The 16,845-nt window shown below is 70.3% G+C and carries 20 protein-coding genes; 10 read left to right on the forward strand and 10 right to left on the reverse strand.

Annotated elements, in window-relative coordinates:
• Positions 1–66 precede the first annotated feature (66 nt).
• The 3 genes from FWJ67_RS02350 to FWJ67_RS02360 form a co-directional block, all read right to left on the reverse strand.
• A complete protein-coding gene (locus FWJ67_RS02350; protein WP_304172624.1) occupies positions 67–525 on the reverse strand; it encodes a hypothetical protein in 459 nt (152 codons plus the stop codon).
• A gap of 128 nt (positions 526–653) precedes the next feature.
• Positions 654–1,373, reverse strand: a complete 720-nt coding sequence (locus FWJ67_RS02355; protein WP_304172625.1) for a response regulator transcription factor — start codon at positions 1,371–1,373, stop codon at positions 654–656.
• On the reverse strand, positions 1,348–2,355 hold the full coding sequence (locus FWJ67_RS02360) for a sensor histidine kinase (RefSeq protein WP_304172626.1): 1,008 nt from the start codon (positions 2,353–2,355) through the stop codon (positions 1,348–1,350). Before FWJ67_RS02360 ends, FWJ67_RS02355 begins: the two co-directional genes overlap by 26 nt.
• A gap of 181 nt (positions 2,356–2,536) precedes the next feature.
• Between FWJ67_RS02360 and FWJ67_RS02365 the strand changes: the two genes are divergently transcribed.
• From FWJ67_RS02365 to lepB, 6 genes are all read left to right on the forward strand, one after another.
• Positions 2,537–3,019, forward strand: a complete 483-nt coding sequence (locus FWJ67_RS02365) for an endonuclease domain-containing protein (protein WP_304172627.1) — start codon at positions 2,537–2,539, stop codon at positions 3,017–3,019.
• A gap of 30 nt (positions 3,020–3,049) precedes the next feature.
• Positions 3,050–5,056, forward strand: coding sequence for a transketolase (gene tkt / locus FWJ67_RS02370; protein WP_369686558.1), 2,007 nt, complete (start codon positions 3,050–3,052; stop codon positions 5,054–5,056).
• A 15-nt stretch (positions 5,057–5,071) separates the two neighbouring features.
• Positions 5,072–5,725 carry a molybdenum cofactor guanylyltransferase gene (locus FWJ67_RS02375; RefSeq protein WP_304172629.1) on the forward strand — a complete coding sequence of 218 codons (654 nt, stop codon included), beginning with the start codon at positions 5,072–5,074 and terminating at the stop codon, positions 5,723–5,725.
• A gap of 2 nt (positions 5,726–5,727) precedes the next feature.
• Entirely contained in the window at positions 5,728–6,474 is a 747-nt protein-coding gene (locus FWJ67_RS02380) for a glycerophosphodiester phosphodiesterase (RefSeq protein WP_304172630.1), read from the forward strand.
• A 263-nt stretch (positions 6,475–6,737) separates the two neighbouring features.
• Positions 6,738–7,340 carry a YpiB family protein gene (locus FWJ67_RS02385; protein WP_304172631.1) on the forward strand — a complete coding sequence of 201 codons (603 nt, stop codon included), beginning with the start codon at positions 6,738–6,740 and terminating at the stop codon, positions 7,338–7,340.
• On the forward strand, positions 7,337–7,963 hold the full coding sequence (gene lepB, locus FWJ67_RS02390; RefSeq protein ID WP_414482552.1) for a signal peptidase I: 627 nt from the start codon (positions 7,337–7,339) through the stop codon (positions 7,961–7,963). The genes FWJ67_RS02385 and lepB overlap by 4 nt, the downstream gene beginning before the upstream one ends.
• A gap of 27 nt (positions 7,964–7,990) precedes the next feature.
• Here the strand turns inward: lepB and FWJ67_RS02395 are convergent, their stop codons facing one another.
• Positions 7,991–8,959, reverse strand: a complete 969-nt coding sequence (locus FWJ67_RS02395; RefSeq protein ID WP_414482553.1) for a LysM peptidoglycan-binding domain-containing protein — start codon at positions 8,957–8,959, stop codon at positions 7,991–7,993.
• 496 nt (positions 8,960–9,455) lie between these two features.
• Here FWJ67_RS02395 and FWJ67_RS02400 point away from each other — a divergent pair, with 496 nt between their 5' ends.
• The gene (locus FWJ67_RS02400; RefSeq protein ID WP_414481949.1) at positions 9,456–10,145 is read left to right on the forward strand and encodes a DUF554 domain-containing protein; all 690 of its coding nucleotides are present in this window, start codon (positions 9,456–9,458) and stop codon (positions 10,143–10,145) included.
• 113 nt (positions 10,146–10,258) lie between these two features.
• On the opposite strand, the gene FWJ67_RS02405 is transcribed toward FWJ67_RS02400, so the two are convergent.
• Positions 10,259–10,519, reverse strand: a complete 261-nt coding sequence (locus FWJ67_RS02405) for a hypothetical protein (RefSeq protein WP_304172635.1) — start codon at positions 10,517–10,519, stop codon at positions 10,259–10,261.
• 116 nt (positions 10,520–10,635) lie between these two features.
• On the opposite strand from FWJ67_RS02405, the gene FWJ67_RS02410 reads away from it, so the two are divergent.
• Together FWJ67_RS02410 and thyX are read left to right on the forward strand one after the other, a co-directional pair.
• Positions 10,636–11,403 carry an S-adenosyl-l-methionine hydroxide adenosyltransferase family protein gene (locus FWJ67_RS02410; protein WP_304172636.1) on the forward strand — a complete coding sequence of 256 codons (768 nt, stop codon included), beginning with the start codon at positions 10,636–10,638 and terminating at the stop codon, positions 11,401–11,403.
• Positions 11,404–11,416: 13 nt separating this feature from the next.
• Positions 11,417–12,202 (forward strand): FAD-dependent thymidylate synthase, encoded by a 786-nt coding sequence (thyX, locus tag FWJ67_RS02415; RefSeq protein ID WP_304172637.1) that lies wholly within the window; start codon positions 11,417–11,419, stop codon positions 12,200–12,202.
• A 66-nt stretch (positions 12,203–12,268) separates the two neighbouring features.
• On the opposite strand, the gene FWJ67_RS02420 is transcribed toward thyX, so the two are convergent.
• Positions 12,269–12,460: a hypothetical protein gene (locus FWJ67_RS02420; protein ID WP_304172638.1), complete on the reverse strand. Its 192-nt coding sequence runs from the start codon at positions 12,458–12,460 to the stop codon at positions 12,269–12,271.
• Between the two features lie 94 nt (positions 12,461–12,554).
• Entirely contained in the window at positions 12,555–12,833 is a 279-nt protein-coding gene (locus tag FWJ67_RS02425) for a hypothetical protein (protein ID WP_304172639.1), read from the reverse strand.
• A gap of 275 nt (positions 12,834–13,108) precedes the next feature.
• On the opposite strand from FWJ67_RS02425, the gene FWJ67_RS02430 reads away from it, so the two are divergent.
• The gene (locus FWJ67_RS02430; protein WP_304172640.1) at positions 13,109–13,387 is read left to right on the forward strand and encodes a hypothetical protein; all 279 of its coding nucleotides are present in this window, start codon (positions 13,109–13,111) and stop codon (positions 13,385–13,387) included.
• On the opposite strand, the gene FWJ67_RS02435 is transcribed toward FWJ67_RS02430, so the two are convergent.
• From FWJ67_RS02435 to FWJ67_RS02445, 3 genes are all read right to left on the reverse strand, one after another.
• Complete coding sequence (locus FWJ67_RS02435; RefSeq protein ID WP_414481948.1) at positions 13,377–14,573, reverse strand: glycine C-acetyltransferase; 1,197 nt, start codon at positions 14,571–14,573, stop codon at positions 13,377–13,379. The genes FWJ67_RS02430 and FWJ67_RS02435 overlap by 11 nt on opposite strands.
• Positions 14,574–14,613: 40 nt before the next feature.
• On the reverse strand, positions 14,614–15,660 hold the full coding sequence (gene tdh / locus FWJ67_RS02440) for an L-threonine 3-dehydrogenase (RefSeq protein ID WP_304172642.1): 1,047 nt from the start codon (positions 15,658–15,660) through the stop codon (positions 14,614–14,616).
• Between the two features lie 102 nt (positions 15,661–15,762).
• On the reverse strand, positions 15,763–16,464 hold the full coding sequence (locus FWJ67_RS02445; RefSeq protein WP_304172643.1) for a hypothetical protein: 702 nt from the start codon (positions 16,462–16,464) through the stop codon (positions 15,763–15,765).
• Positions 16,465–16,845: the final 381 nt, after the last annotated feature.

The raw sequence follows: 16,845 nt of genomic DNA on the forward strand, positions 1-16,845 counted from the left end.
GGCAAGAACGGGGCAGCCTTCGCGCCCGGAAGGCTGCCCCGATGGCCTGCGGGACGGATGATGGGCTCAAACGTCGGCCAGCAGGGCCCGGATGGTCTCCAAGGCCGCCACCTGCTCGGCCAGGACGGCGGCGGGGTCCCCGTCACCCCCGGCCAGGGCTGCCGTCAGGGCCTCATCGACGGCGACCGCGAGCGCGAGGGCCTGCACCAGGGGGTCGTCGCTCTCCACCGAGGCCCCGCCGGCGAAGTCGGCAGCGTTCAGGCCCGTGGCCGCCTCCAGGTGGGGAATGAGGCCGACCCCGTCGTCGCCCTCCGTGAGGAGCGTGCTGTCATAGAACGCGCCGCCCGGTCCCTCCAGGAGGTTGACCACCGCCTGCGCGTCGGGGGCGGCCAGGGCCGCCTCCACCAAGGCCCGAGCCTCCTCAACCTGGGCCGAGGCCGCGGACGCGAGGAGGAGGCTGAGGAGCGTCAGCGCCACACCGGACGCCCACATCCGGAACGTGAGCCACTTGCGCACCTTCTCCATTGCTTCACCCTCCGAAAGGCGCGGGTCCGTACCCGCGGGATGCCGCCTCTGAGGCGGTGCGACGGTGCCGTCGAGCAGGACGTCGCACCGTGAGTTTGGCACGGAGTGGCCATCCAGACCATGGAAGCTCACCGGGGGCCGGGTCCAAGTTGGGTGCCAGTTCCTTCGTCCCCGTCTCCCGGAGGTTCGAGCCGGTAGCCGAAGCCCCGTACGGTGTGGATCAGCTCCAGGCCGGGGCAGGCGGCCTGGAGTTTCTGGCGCAGGAGGTAGACGTACTTGGCCACATCGTCGGACGTCCCTTCGTCCCGAGGCCAGGCCCGGCGGGCGATCTCCGGCGGGGCCAGGACCCGCCCGGGCTGGGAGGCCAAGACGGCCAGCACCTGGTACTCCCTGGGGGAGAGGCGGAGCTCCCGGCCTTCCACCAGGACCCGCTTGGCATCGTGGTCGATGAGCAAGGGGCCCACCTCCACCTGGCCTTCGGGAGCGTCGGCCAGGTAGCGGCGCTGGACCGCTTCGATCCGGGCCTCGATCTCGTCCAGGTCGAAGGGCTTGGTGACGTAGTCGTCCGCGCCGGCCCGCAAGCCCCGGACCTTGTCCTCCGTCGTGTTCCGGACGGTCACCATGATCACCGGCACCTGGGAGGTGGCCCGGATTTCGGCCAGCACGTCGAAGCCCGACCGCTCGGGCATGTTCACGTCCAAGAGGACCAGCTGGGGATCGTGGGCGACGAACTGGGTGATGGCCTGGGAGCCGTCGCGGGCCGCGATCACCTGGTGGCCCCGGCTCCGCAAGAACTTCTCCAACAAAGCAAGGGCGCGGGGGTCATCGTCCACGACCAGAATCCGCACCAAGGCCCGCCTCCTCCGTTGAAGCGTCCCCGGCCGGCGGTCCCCAGGTGGGGAGCTGGACCACGAAGGTGGTTCCTCCTGGGCGGGCCTCCCCCTCCACCCGGTGGCCCGCCTCGGCCCAGACCCGGCCACCGTGGAGGTGGACGAACCGGCGGACCACAGCCAACCCCAAGCCCAGCCCCTGGGAACTGGCTTCCCGTCTACCGGTCCCCTGGACGAAGGGTTGGAAGATCCGCTCCAGGAGGTCTGGCTCCACCCCCTGGCCCGTGTCGCTCACCTCGATGAGGGTGAGGGCATCGCCCGGGACCAGCCGGACCTGCACCACGCCGTCCTGGGTGAACTTGACCGCGTTGTGAAAGAGATTGATGAAGATCTGGCGCAGTTTGGTCCGATCGGCCACCACCCGCACCTGCCGGGGGGCGAGGAGCCGCAGCCGGACCCGGCGCTGCTCGGCCAGGAAGCTCACGTGATCCCAGGCCCGGCCCACCACCTCCACCAGGTCCAGCGGCTCCAGGTGGAGGGGCTCCCGCTCCTCACCGGTCCGGGTGAAGGAGAGGATGGTGTCGATCAGCTCCAAGAGGTGATCCCCCGCCTGGAGGATGGCCTCCACGTCCTCCCGCTGGCTCCGGGTCAGGGGACCGCCCGCCTCCCCCAGGAGGAGCTGGGCGTACCCGCGGATGGCGTGCAGGGGGGTCTTCAGCTCGTGGCCCATGGTGGAGAGGAAGCGGGCGGTGGCCCGGTGAGCCTCGTCCAGCTGCCGGCTGACCTGGTGGAGCCGCCGGTCGGCCTCCTCCAGGGCTGCCTGCTGCCGGCGCCGGGCGCGCCGCTCCCCTGCCCAGGCCAGCCCGCCGCCGGCCGAGGCGGCCAGCAGCCAGACGGCCCGGAGCCCCAGGTCCTGGGTGAGCAGGGCGCCGGCCAGGCCCAGGATCGCCAGGAGCCCGGCGGCCAGCAGGATGAGGCGCTCGCTCCGTGGAGATCGCACCGGCCATCACCCCACCATGGTGACACCCCGGCGGGGAAGGGTCCATCCAAAGGAGGTTCGGATTGGGTGGGAAGGGGCGGTGGGCGGTTCACCAGCCAACGGTTCGTGGGCGCGACGGGCCTGGGAGGAATGGCCAGCCTAGGTGGTGAAGCGGGAGGTAGGTCGGGGCGGAGGGTGGATCGTGTCCAGAAGGGCGAAGCGGGATCGGGCTCGCTTCCGCCAGTGGGCCCGGCAGCACGAGGGGTGGCGTGATCGGGGAGGAACCCACGGAGACTGGGAACCCGACGGCCTGGAATACCTGGCCGGCGACCGCCCGGTCCAGCGTCCTCGGCGTGCTCGCGGCTCCGGCATCTGGGACCACCAAGCCCGTTCCCCCTATGAAGACGAACTTGCCCGAGCGTTGATCCGGGCCAGGGTGACCGGCTTTGAGCGGAACGCTCGGCTGGGGCCCTGGGAGGTGGACTTCCTCTGGCCCCGGGAGAAGCTGGTGGTGGAGGTGGACGGCTTCACCCACCTCTCCCGGGAGCGCCGGGAGTTGGACCGGCGCAAGGAGGAGAGCCTGAGGGCCCGCGGGTACCGGCTGCTCCGCTTTCAGAACCGGGAGGTGCGGGCCCATCCTCAGGCCTGTGCCCGGAAGATCCAGAAGGCCTTGCGGCGATGGTGAGGGCGTTGGAGGAGGCGTGCAGGGAGAGTGGTGGAGAACCAGATCCTCGAACAAGTCGCCAACACGGTGCGGGTTCTGGCCGCCGAGGCCATTGAGAAGGCCAAGTCGGGGCATCCCGGCCTGCCTCTCGGCGCGGCGGAGATCGGCAGCCTGCTCTTTGCCGAGACCATGCGCCACGATCCGGCAGATCCAGCCTGGCCCAACCGGGACCGGTTCGTCCTCTCCGCGGGGCATGGGTCGATGCTCCTCTATGCCCTGCTCCACTTGACCGGGTACGATCTGCCTATGGAGGAGATCGAACGCTTCCGGCAGCTAGGGTCGGCCACCCCGGGCCACCCCGAGTACGGCCGCACCCCGGGGGTCGAGACGACCACCGGACCTTTGGGGCAAGGCCTGGGCAACGCGGTGGGGATGGCCCTGGCCGAGCGGATGCTGGCCGCCCGGTTCAACCGCCCGGGCTTCCCGGTGGTGGATCACTTCACCTACTGCCTGGCCGGCGACGGCTGCATGATGGAGGGCGTCGCGGCAGAAGCGGCCTCCCTGGCGGGGCACCTGGGGTTGGGGCGGCTGATCGTCATCTACGACGCCAACCAGATCTCCATTGAGGGAAGCACCGATCTGGCCTTCAGCGAGGATGTGGCCGCCCGCTTCCTGGCTTACGGATGGCACGTGCAGGAGGTGGACGGCTACGATCTGGACGGCCTGCGGAAGGCCCTGGAGGCCGCCCGGGCCGAGGAGGCAGCCCCCAGCCTGATCGTCGCCCGGACCCGGATCGGCCGGTACAGCCTCCTGGAGGGGAGCGCGGAGGTCCACGGCGCGCCCCTGGGCGAGGAGGCCGTCGCCAAGCTGAAGGCCGACCTGGGCTGGCCCGAGACCCCCTTCTTCGTGCCCGAGGCCGTCCGCCAATTCTTTGAGGCCCGGCGGGCCCAGTGGGCGGCGGCCCGGCAGGAGTGGCAGGAGCTCTTCGAGCGCTGGTCCCAGGCCTACCCCGACCTGCGCCAGGCGTGGGATGAGGCCTTCCGCCAAGAGCTGCCCCCGGATCTGGCGGCGCGCCTGCCCCGGTACGAGCCGGGGGGCAAGGCGGTCGCCACCCGGAACGCGGGCGGCCAGGTGCTCCAGGCTCTGGCCCGGGAGCTCCCCTGCCTGGTGGGTGGCTCCGCCGACCTGGCCCCCTCCACCAAGACCTACCTCGACGGGTACGAGCCGGTGCAAAGCGGCCAGTACGGCGGCCGGAACCTCCATTTCGGGGTCCGGGAGCACGGCATGGGCGCGATCCTGAACGGCATGGCCCTTCACGGAGGCCTGCGGGTCTTCGGCTCCACCTTCCTGGTCTTCTCCGACTACATGCGCCACGCGGTCCGTCTTTCGGCCCTGATGGGCCTGCCGGTGGTCTACGTATTCACCCATGACTCCATCTGGGTGGGGGAGGACGGGCCCACCCACCAGCCGGTGGAGCACCTGGAGTCCCTCCGCCTCATCCCCAACCTGGCCGTCATCCGGCCCGCGGACGCCAACGAGACGGCCGACGCCTGGTTGGAGGCCCTGCGGCGGACCAACGGCCCCACCGCCCTCATCCTGAGCCGGCAGAACCTGCCCATCCTGCCCGAGCCTCCGGGCCTCGAACCGGGCGAGAGCCGGGTGGGCCGGGGCGGCTACGTGGTCCGCTTCGAACCCGAAGGGCAGCCGCCGGCGCTGGTCTTGGTGGCGACGGGTTCGGAGGTCGCCCTGGCCCTGGAAGCGGCCGACCTCCTGGCGCAGGAGGGCATCCCCTGCCGGGTGGTCTCCGTGCCCTGGCGGGAGCGGTTCGAACAGCAGCCGGAGAGCTACCGGCGCCACGTCCTCCCCGAGGAGGCCCCGCGGCTGGTCATCGAGGCCGGGGTGGGCCGGGGCTGGTGGCGTTTGGTCCGGCCCCAGGACGGCATGGTGACCATGGAGACCTTTGGCGAGAGCGGTCCCGGCGAGCAGGTGGCGGCCCACTTCGGCTTCACCGCGGCCCGGGTGGCCCAGGAGGCCCGCCGGCTCCTGGGCCGGGCCTGAGGCGGGGGAAGGGGCGTGGGCGGGGTGCCCCTCGCGGAGGTGACGGGGGTCCTCCTGGCCGGCGGGCAGAGCCGCCGGATGGGGGCGCCCAAAGCCCTCCTCCCCGTGGAGGGGGAACCTCTGATCCAGCGGGCGGCCCGGGCCCTGAGCCCCTTCCCCCACCGGTTGCTGGTCCTGGACCGGCCCGGCTCCGACCCCTTGCGGGGCGGCGAGCTCCTGCCCGACTGGATCCGGGTGTACGACCGGTTCCCCGGGGCCGGGCCCCTGGGCGGGTTGATCACCGGGCTGGCGGCCGCGCCCACCCCCTGGGTGGCCCTGGCCGCCTGCGACATGCCCTGGCTGACCCCCGAGTACTACCAGGTGCTGGCCGGGCAGCTCCATCCCCCCGGCCAGGTCCTCATCCCCCGTTGGGCCCGGGGCCCCGAGCCCCTGGCGGGGGCGTACCACCGGACGGCGTTGCCGGTCCTGTTGGACGCGTTGCTGCGGGGTGAACGGCAGATGGTGCGGGCGGCGGCGCCTCTGGTCGCCTGTCCCGCAGCGCCTGACTGGCTGGAACCTTTTCAACCGGAGCGTCTCTTCGCCAACGTCAACCGGCCGGAGGAGTACCACGCCCTCCCGGGCGCCTTAGCGGCCGCCCCGCGGGGGCAGGGGATGCCGAGGAGGCGATGAGGATGAGCAAGCCGCTGATCCTGGCCCACCGGGGTGCGAGCGCCGAGGCCCCGGAGAACACCTTGGCCGCCTTCCGCCTGGCCCTGGAGCAGGGGGCCGACGGCTTCGAGCTGGATGTCCACCGGACCCGGGACGGCCACCTGGTGGTCTGCCACGATGAGACCGTCGACCGGACCACGGACGGCACCGGCGCCATCGGAGCCATGACCTTGGCGGAGCTGAAACGGCTCGACGCGGGCCGCTGGTTTGACGAGCGGTTCGCCGGCGAGCGGATCCCCACCCTGGATGAGGTTTGGGCCCTGGCCGAGGAGGCCGGGGGCCTCCGCCTCCTCAACGTGGAGGTGAAGCTGGGCTTTGCGGCCTACCCAGGCATCGAAGAGGCCCTGGTGGAGTGGATCGAAAGCCGGGGCCTGGAGGAGCGGGTCGTCGTCTCCTCCTTCAACCACTTCAGCCTGCTGCGGCTCCACCAGCTCGCCCCGAACTTGCGCACCGGGATCCTCTACATGGCCGCGTGGGTGGAGCCGTGGCTGGGGGCCCACCGGGTGGGCGCCCGGAGCCTGCACCCCTACCACCCCACCCTGGTGCCGCCCTTGGTGGAGGCGGCTCACCAGCAGGGGCTGGAGGTCTACCCCTTCACCGTGGATGAGCCCCGCCGGATGGAGGAGCTGGCCAAGATGGGTGTGGATGGCCTGATCACCAACCGGCCGGGTCTGGCCCGGTCGGTGGTGGACGGGCTTCCGTCGGCGTGAGCCCGCCTGGCCCGGGGGAAGGGACGGGGATGGTGCGGGGCCCCCGCGGCCCCGGACGGGAACGGGAAGGGAGCCTTCTTTCCCGGCGGCAAGAAGCTTCCATTTGCCGCAACGGCAGGATGGTCTCCCCTCGGGTAGAATATATAGGGTACCTTTCAGCCATACCAGAAACGGGCCGAGAGCCGTTTCCAGGCGCCCGCCCCTCAGCAAGGGGAAGGGCGTCCTTTATCCTCCCGAACGGGGCAGGCGGGGTGAGTGGCGTGATGCAGAAGAAGCGTGAAGCCATCCGCCGGTTTAGCCAGATGCCGCTCAAGCACCCCATGAGCAAGTTCCTCCTCCAAGCACTGAGCCACGATACGGACCTCCTCGAGCGCGTCAGCTTCGTCGATCGCCTGGAGTTCCTGGCCAACACCATGGAAGTGGCGGAGGTCGGCTCCAAGGCGGCGCCCTTCATCCTGGAGATGGGGGCGGTTGAGCGGGAAGAGGTCTCCATCGTCAACGGTCAACTGGTCCGCCAGACGCACCGGTCCCGATCGGTTTGCATCACCGAGCCCATGGATGCGCTGAAAGTGTTGCGGCGGAGCCGGGGGCGGATCTACGCCCGGTTCGCCTTCGCCGGCGCGGTCCCGTCCTGGTACCAGTCGGTGGTGGAGCCGAACCCGGCCCTCCCCCTGCACCGGGCCCAGCGGCGCAGCATCGCCAACCTGATGGAGCAGATCCTGCGGGAGCAGGTGGATCTGGCCTTGCTGGCCATCGACCTGCGGGCCAAGATCGACGAGAGCCTGGCCCAGCGGGATGAGGCCCGGTTCCGCCGGTACGCCCCGGTCTACCGGCAGGTGCTGGAGCGCCTGCTTTGGGAGCTGTGAGGGCCCGAAAGGAGCCTGCTGCCGCCTTGACCGACCCTGAGAACCCAGGTCCATCGTCGTCCCGGTTGCCCGCCGCCGACCGCCGGCCAGCGCGGCTGGCGGAGGCCGGGCGGGCAGCCGTCGGCGCCCTTATCCTGGCCCTCTTCATCATGACCTTCGTCGGACGGGCCTTCACCGTGGAGGGTCCTTCCATGCTGCCCACCCTCCACAGCGGGGAGCGGCTGGTGGTGGAGCGGGTCACCTACCTCTTCCGGCCGCCCCGCCGGGGCGAGGTGATCGTCTTCCGCTACCCCCTCAACCCCCGGGACTTCTTCGTGAAGCGGGTGGTGGGCCTCCCCGGCGATCGGGTGGCCATCCGGGAGGGCCTCCTCTGGATCAACGGCCAGCCGGTCCACGAGGAGTACGTCACCACCCGGGCGGTGCACGCCTTCCCCGAGGTGAAGGTGCCTGAGGGCCACTACTTCGTCATGGGGGACAATCGGAACAACAGCGAGGACAGCCGGGATCCCAGGGTGGGCTTCATTCCCAGGGAGCTGATTGTGGGCCGGGCCATTTGGCGGTACTGGCCTGCCGAGCGGATCGCCGTGCTCACCCCGCCCGAGAGTTTCCGCAGCCTGCCCTGAACGCCCACGGGGCCGGACCTCCCCCGTTCACTTGGATGAGCCGCCCAAATCGATGGGGATCCGGAGCACCTGGCCCACCTCGAGCCGGTGGGGGTCATCGATGCCGTTCAGAGCCGCCAGCTCCTGGTAGCGGCTGCCGTCGCCCAGGAGCCGGAGGCTGATGCTCCACAGGGTCTCGCCCGGCCCCACCCGGTAGGAGATGTAGAACACCTCTCCCGCGGCGTCCCTATCCGCCCCGGAGCCAGCCTCGCCCCAGGGAACGGCCTCCCCCGGGGGGGCGGGGACCGGCGGCTCGGGACCGCCCACCGAGAGGGGCACCACCCCGGCCCCTCCTCCTTCGCCCGCGGCCGGCGCGCCGGCAGCCGGAGGCGGTGCCTCAGGGGCGCTCGGGTGGGGCCGGGAAGGGAAGAAAGCGGGCACCGAGGGCAGGAGGAGGTAGAGGGCGGCCGCGCCCGCAGCCGCCAGCACCCAGGGCTTCAGCCGGCCCAGGCGGCTCAGCACCCCGGCCCGGCGGAAGACGGGCGTCGGGTGGCGGGTCCTGGCCACCGGCCGGGGCGGGACTTGGGGCGGCTGGGTGCACCGCCAGTACCCGGGGAGGGGCACCAGGTCCGACCCCTCCCAGACGTAGAAGGCCTGCCGGCCCCTCTGGGGATCGAGAACCCAGGTGAACTGGAGGGGGTCGGCAAAGCGCTGGTAGGCGGTGAAGCGGTCGTAGCTGCCCAGCGCGGTGCCCCGGCCCGGTTGGATGCGGAACCAGCCGACGGGCTCCAGGTCGGGGAACTCGGCCTGCCATGCCTGATGGAGCGCCCACCAGCTGGGCCGGGGCACCCGGACCCCGCCCTCCAAGGGTTCCACCTGGGCGAAGGGCACGACTCGGACCGCCACCACAAAGGGCCCGGTCTCATCCCGCCCTGCATACCCGAAGATCACCCCGGCCCCATCGCCCCGTCGGGCCTCGGCTAGGGTGAGCATCTCCTGTTCCAACGTGGGAGCCAAGTAGGGAGCCGGCTGGGGCCTGTCCACCCCAGCCCAGACCGCCGGCGGTTTGGCCGCCGCCCGGAGACGGGGCCGGTGCCCGCCGAGCCCGTCCCTGGGTGGTCGCTCCCCTGAGGACCTCCCACCCGTCTGCCTCCGCCGGCCCATGGTGTCGCCTCCCGCCCGGCAGGCGGACCGCCGCAGCGGGCCGCTGTCTCGTGTGCCGGGCTGGCCCGTTGTTCGGTACGAGACCGAAGATCTCCTTCTTTAGGAAAGGACTTCCAGGGAGGGTGTCGAATGGGTGCCTAACTTGGCAAGGAGGTCTCGCGGTGCAGCGGAACATCTGCCCCTACTGCCAGCGAGCCAGCTACACGTCCGAAGGCGAGGATCGGGTCACCCTTTGCCCTTACTGCGGATCCCGCTTCCTGACCGGTGCCGCTGACCAGCCCGGGCGGCCTCTCCCTGCATCGTCAGACCCGTCGTCCCCTCACTCTACCAACAAGGTCCGGGAAGGTTCTTGACCGGGACGTGGATCAACGCGGCCGCCGTGCTCTTGGGAAGCCTGGTGGGTCTGGCCCTCCGGCGGGCTCTGCCGGTGCGCATGGCGGAGACCGTCCTTCAAGGGGTGGGGTTGGCCGTCCTCCTCGTCGGCCTCCAAATGAGCCTGGAGACCGAGAAGGTGCTCCTGCCCCTTTTCAGCTTGGCGGTGGGGGCCGTCATTGGGGAGGCCCTCGGCCTGGAGGCGCGGTTGGAACGGGCCGGCCGCTGGCTTGAGGCCCGCACGGCCCACCTCGATCCGGGACGGCGGGTGAACGAAGGCTTCGTCACCGCCACCCTGCTCTTTCTGGTGGGCCCCATGGCTATCGTCGGCGCGATCAACGACGGGCTCTTGGGGGATCCGGCCTTGCTCATCACCAAGGCGGTCCTCGACGGGGTGAGCGCCATGGCCCTGGCCTCCACCTTGGGGGTGGGCGTCCCCTTGAGCGCCGGGCCCCTCCTCCTCTACCAGGGCAGCATCAGCCTGGCCGCGGGGGCGGCCCGGAGCCTCTTCACCGAAACGGTGATCCAAGAGATGACGGCCACGGGCGGGCTCTTGGTGCTGGCCATTGGGCTCAACCTGCTGGGCGTGGCCAAACTGCGGGTGGGGAACCTGGTCCCCGCCTTGGTGGTGGTCGTCCTCCTGAGCCGCCTCTTCGGGGGCCTGTAGGACGCGGTGCAACCGGCCGCCGGGCGAGCTTCATCAGCGACAGGCCTGGTGCCCAAGGCTCACCCGGGGCGTCTCAGGACGTTCGACCGCAAAGGCTGGAAGGGTTCTGGATGCTACTCGGGGTCCTCGTCGTCCACCAGATCGTCGAAGAGGTCGGGGTCGTCGAAGTGGAGTTGCAGGGTCAGGACAATGCCTCGCTCGGACGTCTTCACCGACTGGAAGAAACGGGTGGGTGGTTCGGGGAAGGCGATCCGGAGCTCGAAGTTTTCCACGTCACCGTCCAGGGTCTCATCGGCCTCCATGTCGGGGCGAGTCCAGTCGGAGGGGTTGTTGAAGTACCGAAACCAGTCCCCGCGCCGATGGAACGAAGCCACCGCTCCCACCCCCGTCTCGTGCATGCAACAAACGGATTATACCAGGGCTCCGTAGGGCTGTCAACGCGAGTCCGCCCAGGGGCTTCCCATGGGGCCCAGCATGAAGGAGGTCGGATATGCCAGGCCTGGTGGTCCTCCTTTCCGACTTTGGCCAGAGTGAGTACGCCGGGGTGATGCGGGGGGTTCTGGCCCGGTACCCCCAGCCTCTGCGCTGGTGCGATCTGACCCATGAGGTGCCGCCCCAGGCCGTACGGACCGGCGCGTGGATCCTGCTCACATCCTATCGCTTCTTCCCAGAAGGGAGCGTCTTCCTCGCGGTGGTCGACCCCGGGGTGGGGACCGAACGCCAGGCGGTGGCCGTCCGGACCCGGCGGTACTTCTTCGTCGGTCCGGACAATGGCTTGCTCTGGCCGGCCATAGCCGACGACGGCGGCCCTCTGGAGGTGGTCGCCTTGCCCATCCCTCCCGGCGCCTCCCAGACGTTCCACGGCCGGGACCTCTTCGCGCCGGCCGCCGCCCGGCTGGCCGGCGGCGAGCCCCTGGCCCTTCTGGGCCCGCGCACCACCGTGTGGGAGCGGCTCACCTTCCACCTCCAGGGGCGGGAGGGCGAGGTGGTCCAGATCGACCGCTTCGGAAACCTGGTGACCAACCTGCCACCGGTCCCCGGGGCCCGGGCGTACCGGTTCCACGCGGCAGGAGGGGCCGAGGGGCTCCAACCCGAAGAGGTCCGGTATGTGACGACCTACGGCGCTGGGCGGCCGGAGGAGCTGGTGGCCGTCACCGGTTCGGCGGGAACCCTGGAACTGGCGGTGGTGGGCGGCAGCGCGGCGGAGCGGCTGCCCATCCCTCTGGGGTGCCGTCTGCGCTTGGACCCTGTGACCTGAGGAGGCGAGGGATGTGCGGGAGGCGCGGTTACAGATTGTGAAGGTGGCCGAGACCCGTTTTGTGCTCGACCAGTTTGAGGGGACCCCCTGGCAGGTCTGGGTAACCGACGCCCAGGCGGACGCGGAGCGGCTGGCGGAGTTCGCTGGGCGGGCCTGCTACCAGAGCTGGGAGAACCCCTCGGGCCGGACCAACCGGGCCTACCTGGCCAACATCCTGGCCCACGAGCACTTCTCGGTGCTGGAGCACGCCGGCTTCACCGTTATCCTCACCGGCGTCTCCCGCTCCTTCACCCACGAGTTCGTCCGGCACCGGCACCTGTCGCCCTCCCAGCTCTCCCAACGCTTCTTCGACGAGGGGGCGGCCCGGGTGGTGGTGCCTCCCCTCTTCCGGGACGATCCCGAGGCCCGGGCCATCCTGGACGAGGTCTACCAGGTGACTCTGGACGCCTACCGCCGGCTGGTCGCCCTGGGCAACCGGCGCCTCGAGGGCCTCACCGACCGCACCTTGCGCCGCAAGCGAGCCCGGGAGGCGGCCCGGGCCGTCTTGCCCAACATGACCGAGACCCACATCGTTATGTCGGGCAACCACCGGTCCTGGCGGGAGTTCTTCGAGAAGCGGGGGAGCCTCCACGCCGACGCGGAGATGCGGGAGGTGGCCGTCCGCCTCTTCCGGGAGGTGGCCCAGCCCATGGCGCCCGCCATCTACCAGGACTTCCGGGTGGCCGAGGCGGTGCTCACCTACGAGGACGGGAGGACCGAGCGGGTGGAGGTTCTGACGCGGGAACGCCCCCGGGCGTGAACCAGAGGCGAAAAGCCACCTCCCGCCAGGGGCGGGGAGGTGGCTTGCGGGGTCAGGCTGCCGGGGTCATGGGGTGGGGCAGATCTCCCCCGACTCCATCTGGAGCCGGAGGTAGGCCACCACCAGTTCATCCAGCCTCTGGTAGACTTCGGGAGCCTCTTCGTAGGTAGGCAACCGCTCGCACTCTTCCAGGCGTTTGCGCAGTTCTGCCATTTCGAGTTGGAGGCGCTGGGCCTCACGCTCCGCTTCGCTAAGCATCATTGGAGCTCGTTCGAGCATCGCTTGGCTCGTGCTCACCCTCCGGTTCCGCGCGGCCAGCCTGGCCCCACTGGTCGGCTTGTGCAAGCGGTTGCTACCCTTCCAGCCTGCGGCGCACCCGATTCCGGAGCGCTTCCACCTGTTCGCGGACCCGGGCCTCCGCGTCGCCGAGGCTGGCAGCATACAGAGGAAGTTCCTGGGCCTTGATCTGGATGTTCTGGAGCATGTCCTGCTCGACCTGGTCGAGGAAGCTGTACACCTCGTCGGCACTGACAGGACCGAACGATCCTTGGAGGATCTGGTCGATAAACGTTTCGAGCGCCAGAGGTCCTTCCAGCGCCCGATCGAGGTACAGGTCGTGAAGACGGCTCACCGAAGGCCTCCTTCCAATTGACCCCTAGTCTACCAGATGCTTTCATTCTCTGCAAGAAGCTGTCACAAGATCATGACAGCGTCGGCCTCGGGGCGGGATTCTGTCGAGGAATGTCGGGAGAAAAAGGGAGGAACCCGAGGGGGGCACGAAGTACCTCCTCGGGTCCCGTGAGGGGTTGGGGGAAACTCGTCTCGGCTAATAATATTCGCTTGCAACGCGCGGATTCCTCCCAAGGCGCGTCCAAAACTTGCACTTTTTGGCAAGGGGGCGACACCATGCGCTACTTGGGCCAGGCGGCGTTCTTCCTCACCTTCTTGGCAGCCGGCCTCGCCTTCGTCCTGAGCGCGCGGCGGGGCTGGGGGCCCGGCCGGCTCTTGGGCGAGAGCTGGCCCCTGATGGTGCTGGTCGCGGTGCTGGTCTTGATCAGTATGGGGGCCGGTTGGATCTTCGTCCGCCTCGCCCGCCACCTTCCCACCCCCGGAGAGGAGGAGCCCCCCGCCGGGACGGGGGGTGGGCCAAGGGAGCAGGGGGGACCGGGACCGGTTAGGGAATGAGCCCCAGCCGCCGGCCGGTCCGGGCCAAGGCCTCCAGGGCCTCTTCCAGGTCCTGTTGGGTGTGCTCCGCGGTGACGATGGTCCGGACCCGGGCCTTGCCCCGGGGGACGGTGGGGTAGGCGATCCCCTGCGCGAAGACCCCCTCCTCGAAGAGCTGGTCTGAGAAAGCCATCGCCGCCCGCTCGTCGCCGACCATGATGGGCGTGATCGGGGTCTGGGTGGGCCCGAGGTCGAAGCCCAGGGCGCGCAGCTCGGCCTGGAAGAAGCGGGTGTTGGCCCACAGGCGCTGGATGAGCTCATCGCTCTCCTCCATGAGGCGGATGGCTTCGATGCAGGCGGCGGTCACCGCTGGCGGGTGGGAAGTGCTGAAGAGGATGGGGCGCGCCCGGTGGAGGAGGTACTCGATCAAGGTCCGGCTGCCGGCGACATAGCCGCCCAGCACCCCCACCGCCTTAGAGAGGGTCCCCACCTGGATGTCCACCTGGCCGTGGAGGCCCCAGTGGTCCACGCTGCCCCGCCCGTGGTCCCCCAAGACGCCCGAGGCGTGGGCGTCGTCCACCATGGTGAGGGCGCCGTATGCCCGGGCCAGGCCCACGATCTCCGGCAGTGGGGCGATGTCGCCGTCCATGCTGAAGACTCCGTCGGTGACCACCAGGATCCGGCCTCCCTCCCGGACCTCCCGGCGGGCCTCCTCGAGCTTCTCCCGCAGGCCTGCCATGTCCCCGTGGGGGTAGACCTTGATGGTGGCCCGGCTCAGGCGGCAGCCGTCGATGATGCTGGCGTGGTTCAGCTCGTCGCTGACCACCACATCCCCTGGGCCGAGGATGGCGGCGACCGTCCCCGCGTTGGCGGTGAAGCCCGATTGGTAGACCAGCGCCCCTTCGGTCCTCTTAAACCGGGCCAGGGTGACCTCCAGGATCTGGTGGAGGTCCTGGGTGCCGACGATGGTCCGCACGGCCCCCGAACCCACCCCATAGGCCTCCACCGCCCGCCGGGCCGCCTCGATGAGGCGGGGGTGGGTGGCCAGGCCCAGGTAATTGTTGGAGGCGAGGTTGATCACCTCCCGGCCGTCGATGACGGCCCGGGCGCCCTGCCGTCCCTGGACCACCCGGGGCAGCCGGTAGACCCCTTGGCCCTTCAGCTGCTCCAACTCCTGGGCCAAGAAGCTGAACCCGTCGTGCGCCATGGCGCGCCCTCCTTCCCTTGCGCGGCCCCCAGCCCCGGCCTCAGGGCTGCGGGGGGATCAAGAGCACCTTGCCACACTGGCCGGACGCGATCAGCTCGAAGGCCTCTTGGTACCGCTCCAGGGGGAAGCGGTGGGTGATGAGCGGGCGGACGTCCAGACCGGCTCGGAGGAGGGCCGCGGTCTGGTACCAGGTTTGGAACATGCGCCGGCCGTTGAGGCCCCGCAGGGTGATCTCCTTGAAAATCACCCCCTCACCCAGGTCCAAGGTGACAGGCTGATGGGGCAGGCCCAGCAGGATCATCTCCCCGCCCTTGCGGAGGGCGGCCAAGCCCTGGCGGATGGCCTCGGGGTGGCCCGACATCTCCAGGACCACATCGACCCCCAGACCGCCCGTCGCTTCGAGGAGCCGGGGGATCAGGCGGTCCTGGGGGTCCAGGGCCTGGGCGCCCATCCTCTCCGCGAGCGTCCGCCGGTAGGGACTGGGGTCGCTGGCGGTCACCCCGGCCGCGCCCGCCAGGCGGGCGATCCCGATGCTGGCCAACCCGATGGGCCCGGCGCCGGTGATGAGGACGTGGCGCCCCGTCAAGGGCGTGGCCAGGGCCGCGTGGACCGCGTTGCCCAGGGGGTCCATGATGGCGGCCACCTCGTGGGGGATGGTCCCATCGAGCTTCCAGACGTTGGCCGCGGGCACCACCACATAGGAGGCGAAGCACCCGTCCCGGTCGACGCCACCAATCTGGATGTTCTGGCAAATGTGGGCCTGGCCGGTCCGGCAGTAGGCGCACCAGCCGCAGGCGAAGTGCATCTCGGCGGTGACGGGGGCGCCCACGGGGAAGCGCTCGGGGTCGACCCCGGGGCCCAGGGCGGCCAGGCGCCCGCAGAACTCGTGGCCGAAGATGAGGGGGAGCTTGAGGCGGGCTTGGGCCCAGGGGTTCCACTGGTAGATGTGGACGTCGGTGCCGCAGATGGCGGCGGTGGTCACCTGGATGAGGACCTCCCCCGGACCGGGATGGGGCACGGGCCGCTCCACCAGCTGGGCACCGGGGGCGGGGGCCACTTTCGCCAGAGCCATCATCCGCGCTGCCACACGCTTCCCCTCCCCCGGACCTTTCGAGGAAAGTGGGAATTTTCCTGCGGTAAGGTGCCCGCCCTGGGCCAGCACCCCTGGGATGCCCCAGCGGGTTCAGGGTCAGGCGGAAGGGGCCGGGTCAGCCCACAGATGGCGGGCCAGATCTTGGGCCAGGAGGCTCAAGGCCGCGTGGTGGGCGTCATCCAGGCGGGCCAGGGTCTCCCGGTACCGAGGCGCATGGGAGGCGACCCGGTGGGCGAGGGCGTGTCCCGACCGGTAGAGGATGGCCAGCGCGGCGCCGGCAAAGAGCAAGAGGCTCGCCTGGGAAGGGGTGGAAGGGAGGAAGGTCTCCACCAGCCACGCCACCTCCAGCCGGTCGGCCACCAGCTTCAGGGTGACCAGCAACACGGTGGTGAAGACAGCGCAGAAGGCGCCGGGCGACCGGGCCCCCCGGAGGGCTTCATGGAGATCGTGGAGGACCTGGGGGCCGCCCCGGTCCTGGGCGTCCTGGACCTGCTGGAGGAGCCAGGGCCTCAGGGCCTGCCACTCAGAGGGGAGCCGCTCGGTCGGGCTCGGTCCCTGGGGGCGCGCCGGGGCCTGCCCGGCCACAGGGCGGAAGAGAATGCGGGATCGCCCGCCGGTGGAGGGGTCCACCTCGTAGAGCCGCTCCACGTAGCCGGCCGCTTCCAGCCGCTGCATCATGTCGTAGGCGGTCCACTTGCTCACCTGGAGGCGCTGGGCCACGTCGGTGTAGTGGGCTGCCTCCTGATGGCGGCAGATCTCGGCCAGGGCCTCGAGAAACTGCTCCTGTCGGGGGGTCAACGATCTCGCTCCTTTGACGGCTCAGGGGGATGCTGCAGATAGCATCAGTATAGCACCGGCCCGGCGCCGGAGCCAGGACGCGGGAAGCCCCCGGAGGGTTCCGGGGGCTCCTCGCGCTTGGGCATCTGGCTGGCTGCCTGTTCGGGGAGGGGAGGTCGGTCCGGCATACCGACCTCCTATGGACGCAAGATTGAAACGGTCAAAACCTTACCAAAGGGCGAAGTTGCTCAACAACGACTGCAGCCAATGGGTGCGCCGGGGGCGGCTCTCCTGGCGGCGGCCATACAGGTCAGCGCCGCAACGCCGGCAGTTCTCGACGCCACTCCAGTTGGGCGTGTGGCAGTCGTGGCAATGGATCAACCATCCTACCCCCTCACCGCG

The sequence above is a fragment of the Limnochorda sp. genome, from assembly GCF_047459355.1.
In the GTDB taxonomy this organism is placed as follows: Bacteria; Bacillota; Limnochordia; order Limnochordales; family Limnochordaceae; genus Limnochorda.